The sequence below is a fragment of the Adlercreutzia equolifaciens genome, from assembly GCF_029076695.1.
In the GTDB taxonomy this organism is placed as follows: Bacteria; Actinomycetota; Coriobacteriia; order Coriobacteriales; family Eggerthellaceae; genus Adlercreutzia; species Adlercreutzia equolifaciens_A.
This window is the reverse complement of sequence record NZ_JARFIK010000161.1, coordinates 1-345: the sequence shown is the minus strand read 5'-3', so window position 1 is coordinate 345 and position 345 is coordinate 1. Positions and strand designations below refer to the sequence as shown.

Annotated in this window: 1 protein-coding gene; it reads left to right on the top strand. The window is 67.2% G+C overall.

Annotated features, from left to right (window positions below):
* A partial coding sequence (locus tag PZH32_RS11900; protein ID WP_428994042.1) for an SPFH domain-containing protein occupies window positions 1-345 on the top strand: 345 nt, incomplete at both ends.

Sequence of the window (345 nt, the reverse complement as noted above, 5' to 3'; positions counted from 1 at the left end):
GACCCAGGCCATGCATCGCCAAATGAAGGCCGAGCGTGAAAAGCGCGCCGTCATCCTGGAGGCCGAGGGCGAGCGCCAGGCGGCCATCGAGAAGGCCGAGGGCGTGAAGCAGTCCTCCATCCAGGAGGCCGAAGGCAAGGCCCAGGCCATCCGCGAGGTGGCCGACGCCGAGAAGCAGCAGCGCGTGCTGGCCTCCGAGGGCGAGGCCCAGGCCGTGGCCAACGTGCTCGAGCAGTTGCATGCCGAGGACACCTACTCCTACATTGCCGTGCGCTACGTGGAGAGCCTGAAGGCCATTGCCGACGGCAACGCCACGAAGATCTTCATGCCCACCGAGCTGACCGG